12 protein-coding genes are annotated in these 14,586 nt (G+C 66.1%); 5 read left to right on the top strand and 7 right to left on the bottom strand.

The window, feature by feature from the left end; genetic code table 11:
• The 3 genes from QX041_RS01015 to QX041_RS01005 all read right to left on the bottom strand — a co-directional run bounded on the left by QX041_RS01015 (window position 1) and on the right by QX041_RS01005 (window position 4,082).
• The gene (locus QX041_RS01015; protein WP_316164302.1) at window positions 1-2,349 is read right to left on the bottom strand and encodes a bifunctional salicylyl-CoA 5-hydroxylase/oxidoreductase; all 2,349 of its coding nucleotides are present in this window, start codon (window positions 2,347-2,349) and stop codon (window positions 1-3) included.
• An 86-nt stretch (window positions 2,350-2,435) separates the two neighbouring features.
• Window positions 2,436-3,272, bottom strand: coding sequence for an enoyl-CoA hydratase family protein (locus QX041_RS01010; protein WP_315715614.1), 837 nt, complete (start codon window positions 3,270-3,272; stop codon window positions 2,436-2,438).
• Window positions 3,273-3,320: 48 nt separating this feature from the next.
• On the bottom strand, window positions 3,321-4,082 hold the full coding sequence (locus tag QX041_RS01005; protein ID WP_315715613.1) for an SDR family oxidoreductase: 762 nt from the start codon (window positions 4,080-4,082) through the stop codon (window positions 3,321-3,323).
• Between the two features lie 170 nt (window positions 4,083-4,252).
• Between QX041_RS01005 and QX041_RS01000 the strand changes: the two genes are divergently transcribed.
• The 5 genes from QX041_RS01000 to QX041_RS00980 are packed head-to-tail and all read left to right on the top strand — an operon-like array spanning window position 4,253 to window position 9,980.
• Entirely contained in the window at window positions 4,253-5,080 is an 828-nt protein-coding gene (locus tag QX041_RS01000; RefSeq protein ID WP_316164301.1) for an alpha/beta hydrolase, read from the top strand.
• A complete protein-coding gene (locus tag QX041_RS00995) occupies window positions 5,080-6,366 on the top strand; it encodes an acyl-CoA dehydrogenase family protein (RefSeq protein WP_316164300.1) in 1,287 nt (428 codons plus the stop codon). The genes QX041_RS01000 and QX041_RS00995 overlap by 1 nt, the downstream gene beginning before the upstream one ends.
• A 2-nt stretch (window positions 6,367-6,368) precedes the next feature.
• Window positions 6,369-7,883 carry a class I adenylate-forming enzyme family protein gene (locus QX041_RS00990; protein ID WP_316164299.1) on the top strand — a complete coding sequence of 505 codons (1,515 nt, stop codon included), beginning with the start codon at window positions 6,369-6,371 and terminating at the stop codon, window positions 7,881-7,883.
• A gap of 19 nt (window positions 7,884-7,902) precedes the next feature.
• Window positions 7,903-8,997, top strand: a complete 1,095-nt coding sequence (locus QX041_RS00985; protein WP_316164298.1) for an NAD/NADP-dependent octopine/nopaline dehydrogenase family protein — start codon at window positions 7,903-7,905, stop codon at window positions 8,995-8,997.
• On the top strand, window positions 8,994-9,980 hold the full coding sequence (locus QX041_RS00980) for a 3-hydroxybutyryl-CoA dehydrogenase (RefSeq protein ID WP_316164297.1): 987 nt from the start codon (window positions 8,994-8,996) through the stop codon (window positions 9,978-9,980). Before QX041_RS00985 ends, QX041_RS00980 begins: the two co-directional genes overlap by 4 nt.
• 1,106 nt (window positions 9,981-11,086) lie before the next feature.
• On the opposite strand, the gene QX041_RS00975 is transcribed toward QX041_RS00980, so the two are convergent.
• From QX041_RS00975 to QX041_RS00960, 4 genes are read right to left on the bottom strand one after another with little or no spacing between them, the layout of a single operon-like run.
• Window positions 11,087-12,133: a peptidase M29 gene (locus QX041_RS00975; protein ID WP_315752007.1), complete on the bottom strand. Its 1,047-nt coding sequence runs from the start codon at window positions 12,131-12,133 to the stop codon at window positions 11,087-11,089.
• 31 nt (window positions 12,134-12,164) lie between these two features.
• Window positions 12,165-12,926, bottom strand: coding sequence for an ABC transporter permease (locus QX041_RS00970; RefSeq protein ID WP_315752008.1), 762 nt, complete (start codon window positions 12,924-12,926; stop codon window positions 12,165-12,167).
• Window positions 12,923-13,699 carry an ABC transporter permease gene (locus QX041_RS00965; protein ID WP_315715605.1) on the bottom strand — a complete coding sequence of 259 codons (777 nt, stop codon included), beginning with the start codon at window positions 13,697-13,699 and terminating at the stop codon, window positions 12,923-12,925. The genes QX041_RS00970 and QX041_RS00965 overlap by 4 nt, the downstream gene beginning before the upstream one ends.
• Window positions 13,696-14,541, bottom strand: a complete 846-nt coding sequence (locus QX041_RS00960; protein WP_315715604.1) for an ABC transporter ATP-binding protein — start codon at window positions 14,539-14,541, stop codon at window positions 13,696-13,698. The genes QX041_RS00965 and QX041_RS00960 overlap by 4 nt, the downstream gene beginning before the upstream one ends.
• Window positions 14,542-14,586: the final 45 nt, after the last annotated feature.

Raw genomic sequence — 14,586 nt, 5'->3', positions numbered from 1 at the left:
TTACTCCGCCGCAAGCGGCTTCGCAGCCTCTGCCGTCAGCTCGGCCCGCGTTTTCGGCTTAGCCTTAATCTTCAGCTCCTCGAAATCCTGCCGGTCGCGGACGCTGTTGCGGAAGATCTGCTCCTTGCCCGGCAGATATTGCGGCGGACAGAACATGTCGGCGCCGTACCAGGCCGCGGCCTTCATCGTGAAGGAGGGGTCGACCAGATGCGGACGGCCGAGCGCGACGAGATCGGCGCGGCCGGCGGCCAGGATGGTGTTGACCTGGTCGGCCGAGGTGATGTTACCGACGCACATGGTCGCGACATCAGCCTCATTGCGGACCTGATCGGAGAACGGCGTCTGGAACATGCGGCCGTAGATCGGCTTGGCCTCGCAAACGGTCTGGCCGGTCGAGACATCGACGAGATCGACGCCGGCCTCGCCGAACGCGCGGGCGATCAGCACCGCGTCGTCACCGGTGACGCCGCCGTCGGCCCAGTCGGTGGCGGAGATGCGCACCGACATCGGCTTGTGCGCCGGCCACGCCGCGCGCATCGCCGCGAACACTTCCAGCGGGAAGCGCAGCCTGTTCTCCAGCGCGCCGCCATAGTCGTCGGTCCGCTTGTTGGTCAACGGCGAGATGAAGCTCGCGAGCAAATAGCCGTGGGCGCAGTGCAGTTCGAGCATGTCGAATCCGCAGCGGTTGCCACGCTCGGCCGCAGCGACGAAGTCGGCCTTGATCGCATCCATCGCCGCGCGGTCGAGCTCGCGCGGCACCCGGCTCTCCGGGAAATACGGCAATGGCGACGCCGACACGACGTCCCAGCCGCCCTGCTCCAACGGCTGGTCGATACCGTCCCACATCGGCTTGGTCGCGCCCTTGCGGCCGGCGTGGCCGAGCTGCAGCGCGAACTTCGCCCGCGAGTTCGCATGAACGAAATCGACGATGCGCTTCCACGCCGCTTGCTGCGCATCGTTCCAAAGGCCGGCGCAGCCAGGCGTGATACGCGCATCGCGGCTGACGCAGGTCATCTCGGTGAACAGCAGGCCAGCGCCGCCGATCGCCCGCGAGCCATAATGCACGAGGTGGAAATCGCCGGGCACGCCCTCCTCGGCCGAGTACATGCACATCGGCGACAGCACCGCGCGGTTCGTGACCGTCATCTCCCGCAGCTTGAACGGCTGGAACATCGGTGCGACCGGCTTCTCGACGTCGACGTCGAAGCCCTTGGCGCGGACCTGCCGCGCGAAGGCCTTGTCAACCTCGGCCACGAAGTCCGGCGCGCGCAGAGTGAGATTGTCGTAGGTGATCGCTTTCGAGCGCGTCATCACGCCGAACGCGAACTGAACCGGATCGAAATCCCAGAAGCGGTCGACGTGCTCGAACCAGACCAGCGACACGTCGGCGGCGTGCTGGGTCTTCTCGACCTCCTCGCGCCGGCCATGCTCGTAAAGATCGAGCGCCGCCGGAATGTTGGGCGCGCGCTGCATGGCGTCAGCCAGCGCGATCGCGTCCTCCATCGCAAGCTTGGTGCCCGAGCCGATCGAGAAATGCGCAGTCGACTTGGCGTCACCGAGCAGCACCATGTTGTCCTTGACCCAGCGCTTGTTGCGGATCATCGGGAAACTGCGCCACATCGAGCGGTTGATCAGCAGCGGATGGTCGCCGAGGAACCAGCCGAAGATCTCCTTCATGCGGTCGGCGGATTGCCGCTCATCGAGCCCGGTCAGGCCGGCCCGCTCGAAGGTCTCTGGATCGGTCTCGAAGATCCAAGTCGAGTGCCCCGCCTCGTATTGGTAGGCGTGCGCGATGAACGGACCCCACTCGGTCTCCTGGAAGATGAAGGTGAAGGCATCGAGCGGCTTGGTCGAGCCCATCCACGCGAACTTGTTGGCGCGCAGATCCACCTCCGGCTGGAAGTGATCGACGTACTTCTGACGGAAACGACTGTTGATGCCGTCAGACAGGATCAGGAGATCCGCATCAGCGAATTGCGACTCGTCCTCGAGGTCGACCTCGAACTGCAGGGTCACACCCAGCTCGCGCGCTCGCTCCTGCAGGATTCGCAGCAGCGTGCGGCGCGAGCAGCCGCAGAAACCATTGCCGCCGACCCGGTGGACCGTGCCGCGGAAATGCACGGCAATATCATCCCAGTAGGCGAACTCCTGGGTGATCCGCTGGTAGCTCGGCAGATCGTGCTTCTCGAAATTGTCGAGCGTGGCGTCGGAGAACACCACGCCGAAGCCGAACGTATCGTCGGCGCGGTTGCGCTCGTAGACCGCGATGTCGGCGCTGGGCCGCTGCTTCTTGAGCAATATCGCCGCATAGAGACCGGCAGGTCCGCCGCCGATGATCGCGATCTTCATGAGCGCCTCCACTGGAGAGCCGAGCCAATGAAATTTATTTTAGACCTAAAATATCTCCTGGCAAGTCCCTTCGGTTCCGCAGCAGCTCAATTCCCCTGGAAGACCGGTTTGGACTTGGCGGCGAAGGCTTCGAAAGCGCGATTGAAATCCTCTGTTGTCATGCACAAGGCCTGGGCAACTGCCTCCGCCTCGATCGCCTCCTCCACCGACATCGCCCATTCCATGGCCAGCATGCGCTTGGTCATGGTGTTGGCGAAGGTTGGACCGTTCGCGATCTCGGTCGCCAGCGTCACCGCCTGGGTCAGCACTTCGGCCGGCGCAACGATACGGCTGAAAAAGCCCCAGCGCTCGCCTTCGTCCGCGCTCATGAAGCGGCCGGTGTAGAGCAGCTCGGAGGCGCGCGACTGGCCGATGATGCGCGGCAGGATCGCACAGGCGCCCATGTCGCAGCCGGCAAGGCCGACCTTGTTGAACAGGAAGGCGACCTTGGCACCGGTCGTGGCGAGCCGGATATCCGAGGCCATCGCGACGATCGCGCCCGCGCCGGCGCAGATGCCCTCCACGGCAGCCACGACCGGCTGAGGACAGGCGCGCATCGCCTTGACGAGATCGCCGGTCATCCGGGTGAACGCGGTCAGGCCCTTAGTGTCCATCTTCACCAGCGGACCGATGATCTCGAAAACGTCGCCGCCGGACGAGAAATTGCCGCCTGCACCGGCCACGACGATCGCCTTGACGTCATCGTCGAACGCGCAGGCCCGGAAGAAGTCGGTCAGCTCGCGATAACTCTCGAAGGTCAGCGGGTTCTTGCGCTCGGGCCGGTTCAACGTCACGGTCGCGACGCGATCCTTGACCGCAAGCAGGAAATGGCTGGGCTTGTAGTCCGCCAGCGGCACGGTGACGGGATTGGCCGGTCTCGACATGTAAGCTCCCTCTGTTCAACTGTCTTCGTTAGGCCAGGGCGCTGCGGCTCACACTTCGCCGCCGGCAACCGCGATCGCCTGCCCTGTGATCGCACCGGCACCGCTGCCGCACAGCCACAGCACGGTGTCGGCAACCTCCTGCGGCGTGATGAGACGCCCCTGCGGATTGTGCTTGGCAAGTTCGGCGATCGCTTGCTCCCGGCTGCGGCCGGTCTTTTTCATGATGTTGTCGACGCTTTCCGCGACAAGATCGGTATCGGTAAAGCCGGGACACACGGCATTGACCGTGACGCGCGTCGCGGCCAGCTCCAGCGCCAGCGATCGCGTGAGGCCGACGACCGCATGCTTGGCCGCGGTGTACGCGCTGACATAGGGATAGCCCTTGAGGCCCGCGGTCGACGCCACGGCGACAATCCTGCCATAGGGCCTGCCCTTCATCGCCGGCAGCACCGCCTGCACGGCGTGTACGACGCCCATGAAGTTGATGTCCATCATGCGATGGAACAGCGCGGTGTCGGATTTCAGGAACGGCGCCGATTCTGCGCTTCCCGCATTGGCAATCAGGATGTCGATCGGCCGACGCGCGGCGGCGCTTGCGGCTGCGGCATTGAGCGCCGCCGGATCGGCAACATCGGCGATTGCGGCGTGATCCGCGCATCCGGCCGCGACCGCCTCATCGAGCGTTGCGCCGTTGCGACCGACGATCGTCACGGTTGCGCCCGCAAGCTTCAAGGCGCGCGCGATTTCGCGACCGATGCCGCGCCCGCCCCCCGTCACCATCGCATGCGCGGCTTGCGGAAGTCCGGACATGCGTGCGCCTCCTCTGATTTCGTTGGCAGGTCTCGACGGGGAAGTTATTTTAAACTTCAAATTTTTGCAACAACACGCCGGAAGCGGCTTGACACCTCGGTTACCGCGACTAGCGTTCAAGGGCCCGGAGCGAGCAACGTAGCGGCCTCGGGCATATCTCGGAGGTCTGCGTGCCTGCGTCGCAAATCTTTACCACGAAGGACGGCCGCTTCGGCTACGAGGCATCGGGGACGCCTGCGCAGCAGAGCGTTGTGTTCCTGCACGGCATCGGTGGTGCCGCGCGCGCATGGCGTGGTCAGCTCGATTATTTCGGCGAGCGCTGCCATGCGGTGGCCTGGGACATGCCGGGCTATGGCCGATCCGCACGGCTCGACATGGTCAGCATCACCACGCTCGCCGCTGCGCTTCGAGACTTCCTGATCCAGATCGGCGCCAAGCAGCCGATCCTCGTTGGTCATTCCATCGGCGGAATGATCGTACAGGAATGGCTGACGACGCATCCGCAGGCCGCGTCGGCCGTGGTGTTGGCTCAGACCAGCCCGGCGTTCGGCAAGGCCGACGGCGACTGGCAGAAGTCGTTCATCGAGGCGCGTCTCGGACCGCTCGATCGGGGCGCGACGATGGCGTCGCTGGCGCCGGACCTGGTCAAGGAGTTGGTCGGCGACGATCCCGATCCGCGCGGCCTTGAAATTGCAACCTCCTGCATGGCCGGCGTACCCGAGGCAAGCTATCGCGCCAGCATGCTGGCCCTGCTCGGTTTCGACCGGCGACAAGCCTTGAAGGACATCAAGGTGCCGGCGCTGGTGCTCTCGGGCTCGAAGGATCGCAACGCGCCGGCGCCGATGATGGAGAAGATGGCGAGCTTCATTCCCTCGTCCGACTACGTGGAACTTCAGGGCGCCGGTCATCTCGTCAATCTCGAACGGCCCGGCGAGTTCAACGCCGCACTCGATACGTTCCTGACGGCACGTGCAACACCAGCGACAGCGGAGAGATGATGACGATCCCGGTCCAGAAGACGGCGATGGCCTCCGGCGAAGTCCTCGATGCGCCGATATTCGATCCGGCCGCATATCGGCTCACGGCCGAGCAGGCCGACATCGTCACACGGGCCCGGGAACTCGGGCAGAGCGTGCTGGCGGGCCGCGCCGCGACCTGGGATCGCGAGGCGAGCTTTCCGACTGAGAACTACAAGGACCTGCATCGCGCGGGCCTGCTCGGCATCTCCGTTCCCAAGGCTCTCGGGGGCCTCGGCGCGGGCTACCAGACCTATGCACTCACCGCCGCCGAGATCGGCCGCTATTGCGGCGCCACGGCGCTGACCTGGAACATGCACGTCTGCTCGACCCTATGGTCCGGACCGCTCGCCGACGATCTCGACATGGACGAGGACGTCCGCGCGGAGCACGAGCGGCGGCGCGCGATCCACTACAAGCGCATCGTCGACGACGGCGCGATCTATTCGCAGCCGTTCTCGGAGGGCGGCGCGGCGGCAGCGGGCGGCGTCGCGTTCGGCACCGAGGCCAAGCCGGTCAAGGGCGGCTGGCTGATCAACGGCAAGAAGATCTTCGCCTCGCTTGCCGGACACGCAGATTATTATGGAGTGCTATGCACCGAAGTCAGCGAGGGTGAGAAGGCGTCCCGCCGCAACACGCTCTATCTCGCGGTGCCGGCGAAAACGGAGGGCGTCTCTGTCGTCGGTGACTGGGATCCGCTGGGCATGCGCGGCACGGTGTCACGCACACTGCTGTTCAAGGATGTCTTCGTTGCGGAGGACGCCGCCTTGATGCCGCGCGGCGTCTACTTCCAGGCAGCGATGCGCTGGCCGCACATGTTCATGACGCTGTCGCCGACCTATATGGGGCTGGCGCAGGCCGCGTATGACTTCACCGTCAAATATCTGCGCGGCGAGGTGCCGGGCATGCCGCCGGTCAAGCGGCGGATGTACCCGACCAAGCAGATCGCGGTCGCGCAGATGCAGATCAAGCTGGAACAAGTCAAAGGCATCTGGTTCCAGGCCGTCACCGAGGCACGCGCCAATCCGACGAAGGAGCAGGTGCTGCGCGCCTATGCGGCGCAGTACTCGGTGATGGAGGGGGCCAATGATCTGGCGGCGCTCGCCATCCGCACCTGCGGCGGACAATCGATGCTGAAGACGCTGCCGCTGGAGCGCATCTATCGCGACAGCCGTTGCGGCTCCCTGATGTTGCCCTGGACCGCGGAATTGTGCCTCGACCGCATCGGCCGCGAGGCACTGTACGAGCCCGGCGAGACGGACGACTGAGCGTGGACCTCTGCAGCCTGATCGAGCGCAATGCGGCGTTCACGCCGGACAAGCCGGCGATCCATTTCGAAGGCGTAACGCAGAGTTATGCCGATTTCAGCGAGCGCATCGCGCTGATGGCCCGCGCGCTCAAGTCGGAGTTCAGCGTCGGACGTGGCGACCGCGTCGCGATTCTGAGCCTCAACCGGCCGGACTATCTGGTCCTGCTCTATGCCTGTGCGCGGCTCGGCGCGATCCTGGTGCCGTTGAACTGGCGGCTTGCAGTGGCCGAGCAGGTCTTCATTCTCTCGGATGCTGCCGCCAAGGTGCTGGTGCTGGAGCAGGCGTTCGCGCCGGTGCTGCCGGCGCTGGCCGAGAGCCACCCGGAGACAGCGCCGGTCGGCATCGACTTTGCCCCGGCCGACGGACTGACGCTCGATGAACTGCTGGCGCGCGGTCATGGCGACGACCGCAACCCGCACATCGATCTCTCCTGCCCGCTGCTGATCGTATACACCTCGGGCACCACGGGCCGGCCGAAGGGCGCGGTGCTGCGGCAGGAGGCGCTGCTGTGGAACGGGGTGATGAGCCAGCACATGCATGGCCTGACCTCCGATGATCACGTACTGACGGTGCTGCCGCTGTTCCATGTCGGCGGCCTCAACATCCAGACCACGCCGGCCCTGCATCACGGCGCCACCGTCACGCTGCACGCCCGCTTCACGCCGGATTCGACGCTGGCAGCGATCGTCAACGACCGGCCGACATTGACCGTGCTGGTGCCGGCAACCATCCAGGCCGTCACCGAGCATCCGGATTGGAACGCGACGGACCTGTCCTCGCTGAGAGCTGTTGCGACCGGATCGAGCATCGTGCCGCCAGCGCTGATCGAGCGTATCACGGCGCGCGGCGTGCCGGTGCTGCAGGTCTATGGCTCGACCGAGACCTGTCCGATCGCGGTCTACACACGGCTCGGCGGCGACCTCTCGCGCGCAGGCTCGACCGGCCTGCCCGGGCTGTGCTGCGAGGCCAAGATCATCGACAAAGACGGCGACGAGCTTCCGGCGGGCAAAGCGGGCGAGATCGCCGTGCGCGGGCCCAATTTGTTCTTCGAATATTGGGGCAACGCCAAAGCCACGCAACAGGCGATCCATGACGGCTGGTACCGCACCGGCGACATCGCCCAGCGCGATGCCGAGGGGTACTTCTTCGTGCTCGAGCGCAAGAACAACATGATCATCTCCGGCGGAGAGAACGTCTATCCGGCCGAGATCGAGCGCGTGCTCCGCGAGCATCCCGACGTCGTCGAATGCGGCGTGATCGGCCGGCCCGATCCGCGCTGGGACGAGGTGCCGGTGGCGTTCGTCGTCAGGCGCCAGGGCTGCGCGCTCGATGTGGACACCTTGCGCGCGCATCTGCAGGCGCAGCTCGCGCGCTTCAAGGTGCCGCGCGACATCGTGTTCGTCGACGACCTGCCGCGCACTGCGCTCGGCAAGGTGCAGCACCATCTGCTGCGCCAGATCGACGGCCCCAAATAAGCGAGACGGAGACGCACTCTTGAAAATTGCAGTGCTCGGCGGCGGCAACGGCTCCTTTGCAGCGGCAGGCGATTTCGCGCTGGGAGGTCACGAGGTCCGGCTGTGGCGCCGCGATGCGGACGCTGTCGCGCAGCATCGCGCGGCGGGCTCGACGATCGTCGTCAAGGACGTCAATGGCCGGCATGAGGCGCGGCTCGCGCTGGTCACGACCGACATCGGCGAGGCTATCAGCGGTGCCGAGCTGATCCTCTGCCCGGCGCCGGCCTTCGCGCAAGCCGACATCGCCCGCCTGCTGGCGCCGCATCTCGCCGATGGGCAGGTCGTGTTCCTGCCCCCGGCGACCTTCGGCACCATGATCTTCGCAGCGGCGGCGCGCGAGGCCGGCAATGAAGCCAGCGTCAGCTACGCCGAGACCGGCACCCTGCCCTGGCTGACGCGCAAGCACGGCCCGTTCGAGGTTGCCATCACCATCCGGGCCAAGCGGCTCCCGGTCGGCGTGTTTCCTCTCAAGACGGCGGAGCACGCGCTCGCGGTGATCGGCCGCGCCTTCCCCGGCGTGACCGAGCCATGCGGCGATGCGCTGTCGGGTGCGCTGATGAATGCCGGCTGCATCATCCATCCGCCGCTGATCGTGATGAATGCCGGCCCCATCGAGCATTTCGAGCGCTGGGACATTCACAAGGAAGGCACGCAGCCCTCTATCCGCCGCGTCACCGACGCGCTCGATGCGGAGCGGATCGCGGTGCGCGAGGCGCTCGGCTACGGCGCGCCGCATTTTCCGCTGGCGCATCACTACGCCAAGGAGGGCGAGATCTGGATGTATGGTCGCGGCTCGCACGACCGGTTGACCGATTCCGGCGATTGGCGCGAGCAGCTCGTGCTGACTGAGCACCGCTACATGCGCGAGGATCTCAGGCTCGGCCTGTCGTTCCTGATCTCGGCCGCCGAGCTGACCGGCACGCCGACGCCGCTCGCCCGCGCCTTCCTGGCCATCGGCGGCGCGATCTGCGGCGAGGACTTCATGGCGACGGGACGTACGCTCGAAAGCCTCGGCTTGGGCGGCCTCGACCGAGCCGCGCTACAGGCGCTGTTAAGCGAGGGATTTGCGGTATGAGCGCGCGCGGTCATATTGCCTGCCTCGGTGCCGGCCGCATGGGCCGCGGCATTGCCGTTGCCTTCGCCTATGCCGGCCATCCCGTGACGATGATCGACATCAAGCCGCGCACGGCGGAAGAGTTCGCCAGCCTGCAGCGCGATGCGCTCGGCGAGGTCGGCGCGACATTCGCGACCTTGGCGCGGCTCGGGATGCTGCAGGCCGCTGACGCCAACAAGCTGATGGACAAGATCGCCGTCGCGCCGGCCGGCTCGAGCGGCGATGTCCTCGCACAGACCACGCTGGTGTTCGAAGGCGTGCCGGAGATCGTCGACCTCAAGCGCGAAGTGCTGGCTGCGGCGTCGCGCGCGGTCGCGCCCGACGTCATCATCGCCTCGACGACATCGACGATCCTGGTCGACGATCTCTCTGGTGCGGTGGAGCGTCCTGAGCGCTTCCTGAATGCGCACTGGCTCAATCCAGCCTATCTGATTCCGCTGGTCGAGATCTCGCCGGGCAAGGCGACCGATCCCGATGTCACCGCGCGGCTGAAGGCGCTACTGGAAGACATCGGCAAGGTGCCGGTGGTCTGCGCGGCGACGCCGGGCTTCATCGTGCCGCGCATCCAGGCGCTCGCCATGAACGAGGCGGCGCGCATGGTCGACGAAGGCGTCGCCAGCGCCGAGGAGATCGACAAGGCGATCCGCTACGGCTTCGGCTTCCGCTACGCGGTGCTCGGCCTGCTCGAATTCATCGACTGGGGTGGCGGTGACATTCTCTACTACGCCAGCCGCTACCTCGAAGGCGCGCTGGGCAGCGACCGCTACCGCGCACCCGAAGTGATCGAGCGCAACATGGCCGAGGGCCGCATCGGCCTGCGCACCGGCGCCGGCTTCCTCGATTATTCCTGCATGGACGTTGCGGCCTATCGCGAGCAGCGGCTCGGCGCGCTGGTCGAGATGCTGCGGCATTTCAAGCTCGCCCGGCCGCCGGTGGTGGATTGAGGCGGAGCACGCGGCAGCAACGGAGCCGTGAGGTGGGCAAAGGCGCGCCACGCCGTCGCCGGATCGTGACGATCTCTCGCGCGCCGTGCCCACCAGTCGCGCCGATTGCGTGGATCTACGGTGGGCACGCAACCGCCCTGCGGGTGGCCGCTTTGCCCGCCCTACGGCTGCGGTGATCTTCGCCTCTCGCGAATGTTGACCGCAACGACATCAACGAACTCCGACGTCGTCCCGGCGAACGCCGACGGCGGTGGGTGGGGTGGGTTCACGGCTCAAACAGCGGGCCAAATAAACAGCTACGACATAACTGGTCGTTCTCGCGGCGCATCTCGCCCGAGTCATGCATCGAATGGGTCCCTCGCGAATCATGCAGAGGGCGCAGGGAATGCCGGGTGAAGGCCTCACCCATGGCCCGCCTGCGAAAAAAATGCAGGCGGCAGGTACCACAGGCAAAGCCGAACACGCCGGCATTCCCTGCGCGATGGGTCTAACGCTTATACGCAGTCTCCCTGGTGCGCCGGGCTTGTTGGCCACCATCACCGCGCGGCACTCAGGCCGACGCGACTTGATACCAGCATCGGGGTATCAGGACGCTGCGACTTCACGTCCGCGAGCGATCGTTCGTCCGCGCCCTCGTAAGAAGACGCTGCGATCTCTCGCGGCCATCGCATCCCCACCTCGCGTGTCGTGACGATCGCGCGCAACGCCCCCCCTGCAGTGAGGCGGGATGCAGAGAGAGAACCATGATTTCCGAAAAATCGCAAGAAGATTATTTTTAACAGAATAGCGGGATGATTCTGTCTCGGCGCTTGTCATTTGGGCCGGCCCGCCCCGTGAGGACGGTGCGCTCCCCTCCCCCTTGCGGGGAGGGGTTGGGGGTGGGGGTCCACGAGTTGTGCTTGGAGCGACGAGCACAAGAGCCCTGCATCGATCAACCGACGGCGCGTTGCGGCCCCACGCGTCTCACAGTGGAGGTTTGGGTACGAGCAGTTGTGCCCACAACGAAGTTCAGCGTATGGGGACCCCCACCCCCGCCCCCTCCCCGCAAGGGGGAGGGGAGCGCACTACCGCCGCGGCGGCAGCTCGCCAGTAGAATGCGCAGGACTCTACCCGAACACATCCTGCAGCACGCCGTGCTTGATCACGGCGACCCCATCCAGCTCGATCGTGGTGCCCATCATCGGCAGGTCGAAATGACCCGCCGTGTAGCGGCCGGCAAACTCGTTGGCGCCGGTGGAGAACAGGAAGTTGCCGGGGACGGCGCGCAGCTCGGTGCCGTTGGTGTCGCGCTGGTCGTACATGGCCAGCGCCTCGTAGCGCGCGCCGGGGTTCATGCCCCAGCCGACATGCGACACGGCGTATGCCTCGCGGTCGCCCCAGGACGCGAGATAAGATCGCATCATCGCTGCGTCGGCGCCCTCGCCTGCCAGATCGGTCACGTAGTCGTCGCGCAGGGTCATCGTGACAGGCGAACTCAGATAACGCTTGAAGGTGAGGTTGATGTCTCCGGGCGCCATCACGATGGTGCCGTTGACCGATTTGCTCTTGGGGAAGCTGACGACGATGCCACCCGGCCAGTGCGCCAGGGTGCCCGGACGATCGGTCCAGCCCCAGACGCCGACGGTGGAGGCGCCCTCCATGATCACGTCGAGGTCGGTGCCGGCCTTCGACGTCACGCGCATCCGCTTGGTTCCGCGCAGCATCTTGGCTGCGGCGCGCACCCGCTTTTCGAGCGCCGAGTCCGGCACCATGCGCTCGAGCGCCTCGGGATGCTCGTTGGAGATCACCAGGATGCGCGCGCCGGCCTTCAGGATCTCCGGCGTCTCCACCGCATGCATCAGGCCTTCGATGGTACAGTCGACGACGAAGCCGGCCTGCTGAAGCGCTGAGACCACCGGCCCGAGCTTGCCGATCGCCTCCGACGCGCCGGTCGAACGGACGGGAACGGGATGCTTGTTGCGCGGGGTCGGCACCACGACATGGAACGGCCGCGCGCCCATCCGCAGCAACGCCAGCTCGGCGATGTGGACGTTCAGCGCCCGGGACTGCGTCTCCGACAGGATCGCAGCGGTGTCGCCCGCCTTCACGGCGCAGCGCTCGAAGATCTCACAGAATGCGTCGATCCATTTCGCCTCGATGCGATCCGCCAGCATGGTCGTTCTCCCGATTGTCGTTGTGTTGTTATCAGACCGAGGGGAAGCCGCGCAGCAGATAAGCGCGCAGGCCTTGCAGCAGGGCGTTGAGAATGAGGCCCAGCAGCGAGATCGTGATCAGCGGCACGAACATGTCGACGGCCTGGAAGGTGCGCGCGGCGGTCACCAGCACGTGACCGAGCCCGTCGGTCGAGGTGATCATCTCGGCCAGGAACACGACGATGCAGGAGATCACGAGGCCGATGCGGCAACCGGTCAGGATCGAGGGCATCGCGGCCGGCAGCACCACCTTCCACAGGACGTCGCGCGGCGGCGTCCCGGCGGCGAGCGCCGACCAGATCAGCTTCTGCTCGACCGTGGCGGCGCCGTAATAGCTCGACAGCAGGATCGGAAACAGCGCATCCGCCGCCACCAGCATGATCTTGGATTCGTGGCCGAAGCCGAGCAGCAGCAGGAAGGCCGGATAGAGCGCGACCTTCGGCAGCGGCGCCAGCACGCGCACGATCGGCTTGACGGCGGCGTTGACAGGCGGGCTCACCGCGGCGGCAATTCCCAGGGAAACACCGAGCACCACGGCGATCGCAAAGCCCGCGAACAGCCGGAACAGCGTCGCCACGATGTCCTGCTGGAAGGTGACGCTGGTGAGTTGCTGGCCCATGCGCTGGAACACCTGTCCCGGCGGCGGCAGCAGGGTCGGCGGCGCGTAGCCGAACGACACCAGCCCCTGCCACAGCAGCAGGACCAGCACGATCGGCGCGGCGCCCAGCAGGATGTCGTTGGAGGTGCGCGTCATGAGAAGCTCAGCGGCATGTCGAACTGCGGCTCGGACCAGCGCACCAGCCAGCGCCTGACGACCTCGAACGCCGCATCGAGGCAGATGCCCATGGCGCCGATGATGATGATCATCGCGAACACCGTGTCGTACTGGCCCATGTCGAGCGCGTTGAACAGGATGTTGCCGGCGCCGGACTGCCGCGCGATCATCTCGCTGGTGACCATCGTGATCAGCGCCAGCACCAGGCCGGTACGGCAGCCGGTCAGGATCTCCGGCAAGGCTGCGGGCAGGACGATGCGCAGCAGGCGCTCGCCGGCCGAGAGCCCCATCGCCGCGCCCGACCACAGCATCTTCTCCTCGACCGCCTTGGCGCCCTCGAAGCTGTGGTAGATCACCGGAAGGCTGACGCCGAGGAAGATCACCAGCGTCTTGGAGATGTCGCCGACGCCGAGCCACAGCATGATGATCGGCATCAGCGCCGCCTTCGGCACCGGGTAGATCAGCATCAGCAGCGGATTGAAGAAGGCGGCGGTCGACCGGCTGCGCCCCATCAGCAACCCGAGCGGAATCGAGAACGCAAGCGCGAGCGCGAAGCCGATCGCCATCCGCCGCAGCGAGGCCATGATGTTGATCAGGGATTCCTTGTCGGTGAGGATCGGCGGGATCGCGCGCAGCGATTCCAGCGCGGTCGGGAAGCTGTCGTTCTTGAGCCCGAGCGAGGCGAGCTGCCAAGCCAGCAGCAGGCCGCAGCAGGCCAGAATCGGCGCGAGCGGCTTCGACAGACCATTCATGACGGCAGCTCGTTGTCACCGGAATCGTCGAACATGCGCTCGATGTCGACGATGTATTTCTGATAGCGCGGGTCCAGCAGCAGTTCCTCGCGGCGGCGCGGCCGGGGCAGATCGATGTCGATCACCTCGCGGATTCGGCCGGGCGAGCGCGACATCATGACGACCTTGTCGGACAGGAACACGGCTTCCTCGACCGAGTGGGTCACGAACAGGACCGTCTTACGGTCGCGCTCCCAGATGTCGAGCAGGTCGTTCTGCAGCCGCGTGCGCGTATGCGCGTCGAGCGCGCCGAACGGCTCGTCCATCAGCAGCACCTCCGGCCCGTAGGCCAGCGTGCGGGCCAGCGCGACGCGCTGCTTCATGCCGCCGGAGAGCTCCTTGGGATAGAATTTCTCGAAGCCGGTAAGTCCGACCATGGCGAGCAAAGTCCGCGCGAGCGCCTCGGCCTTCGCCGGCTTCTTGCCCTGCTGCAGCGGACCATACATGACGTTGCCGAGCACGCTCTTCCAGGGAAACAGCGCGAACTCCTGGAACACCGGGCCGCGATCGGTGCCGGGACCGGTGATCGGCTTGCCCTTCATTTTCGCGGTGCCGCTGGTCGGGCTGACGAAGCCACCGACGATGTAGAGCAAGGTCGACTTGCCGCAGCCGGAGGGACCGAGGATCGAGACGAAGGCGCCCTCGCCGACCGTCAGCGAAATGTCCGACAGCGCGGTGTGGTCGCGGCGCGACGAGGTCTTGAACACCTGCGACACGTGATCGATCTCGATGATCGGCGTGGCCGCGCGACGGCCGAGCGGAGTGCCCGCGAGCTGGCCGGGGCGGATCGGGGTCACGTCCATGTCGGCTTCTCTTTCCGATGCAGCACGCTCAAACGCTCCGTGAAA

This window comes from Bradyrhizobium sp. SZCCHNRI2009 (genome assembly GCF_032485115.1).
Lineage (GTDB): Bacteria > Pseudomonadota > Alphaproteobacteria > Rhizobiales > Xanthobacteraceae > Bradyrhizobium.
Note: the sequence above shows the minus strand (reverse complement) of the source record. Positions and strands in the feature narration are given on the sequence as shown.

Excerpts from the sequence above, each read along its gene's own strand:
- QX041_RS00970 (WP_315752008.1), bottom strand. The coding sequence starts at position 12,926 with ATGACGCGCACCTCCAACGACATCCTGCTGGGCGCCGCGCCGATCGTG.
- QX041_RS01015 (WP_316164302.1), bottom strand. The coding sequence starts at position 2,349 with ATGAAGATCGCGATCATCGGCGGCGGACCTGCCGGTCTCTATGCGGCG.
- QX041_RS00960 (WP_315715604.1), bottom strand. The coding sequence starts at position 14,541 with ATGGACGTGACCCCGATCCGCCCCGGCCAGCTCGCGGGCACTCCGCTC.
- QX041_RS00965 (WP_315715605.1), bottom strand. The coding sequence starts at position 13,699 with ATGAATGGTCTGTCGAAGCCGCTCGCGCCGATTCTGGCCTGCTGCGGC.
- QX041_RS01010 (WP_315715614.1), bottom strand. The coding sequence starts at position 3,272 with ATGTCGAGACCGGCCAATCCCGTCACCGTGCCGCTGGCGGACTACAAG.
- QX041_RS00975 (WP_315752007.1), bottom strand. The coding sequence starts at position 12,133 with ATGCTGGCGGATCGCATCGAGGCGAAATGGATCGACGCATTCTGTGAG.
- QX041_RS00995 (WP_316164300.1), top strand. The coding sequence starts at position 5,080 with ATGACGATCCCGGTCCAGAAGACGGCGATGGCCTCCGGCGAAGTCCTC.
- QX041_RS01005 (WP_315715613.1), bottom strand. The coding sequence starts at position 4,082 with ATGTCCGGACTTCCGCAAGCCGCGCATGCGATGGTGACGGGGGGCGGG.
- QX041_RS00980 (WP_316164297.1), top strand. The coding sequence starts at position 8,994 with ATGAGCGCGCGCGGTCATATTGCCTGCCTCGGTGCCGGCCGCATGGGC.